This is a genomic window from Negadavirga shengliensis (assembly GCF_042652345.1).
GTDB classification, from domain to species: domain Bacteria; phylum Bacteroidota; class Bacteroidia; order Cytophagales; family Cyclobacteriaceae; genus Negadavirga; species Negadavirga shengliensis.
Map to the genome: position 1 here is coordinate 1 of NZ_JBHSJJ010000052.1, position 684 is coordinate 684.

The window sequence follows — 684 nt, forward strand, 5'->3', positions numbered from 1 at the left end:
GTTCATTGGAAAGCCTCCAGCCTAAAGAGACGGACGGAAAGAAGCCAAAACGGCTGTCCTTCGGAAACCTGGAAGTGCCGTCATACCGGCCGTTGGATTCGATCAGGAACCTGTCGTCGAATATATAGTTTACTCTGTAAAATGCTCCCCTGAGGGCCATATGGTTGCTGCCTCCGAAGGTCTGCTGCATGCCGATGGTGGCGTTCAGGTCGGTTATCTCGGGATTGATCAGGGTGTTGTTCTGTGCTCTGACAAATTTGTTCTGCCCCCATTCCTGGTTAAAGCCGATCATGGTATTCAGTTTGTGTCTTTCCGGCAGGTCAAAGTGATAATCCGCCACTAAATTGATCACATAGTATTGGTTATAATCATTCCGCTCGTTGATGAAATCGTTGCCGCTGAATCCGAAATTGATCATGTCGTTGGGATTTCTGAGGTCGTTGTTCACGATTTCCACCCTGCTGGCCACGTCTTGTGTAGTCTGATTAAAGAAGTTGAAGGCAAAATTACCCCTGATGGAAAGCCCCTTGACGGGGGTCAGCTCAATGCCCTGGTCGAGCCAGATGTCGTTGGATGTCCAGGTGGAACGCCCCCCGTCTTCCAGGTAAGGCCAGAAGTTGGTCCCGCCGAAATACATACCTATGTATCTTTCGTACTGTTCCCGGTCACCGGGCTCCAGGTAAT

The 684-nt window shown here is 50.1% G+C and carries 1 pseudogene; it reads right to left on the minus strand.

Going from position 1 to position 684, the window contains the following annotated elements:
• Positions 1–684: pseudogene (locus tag ACFPFU_RS25705) on the minus strand (SusC/RagA family TonB-linked outer membrane protein); the annotation flags it as partial.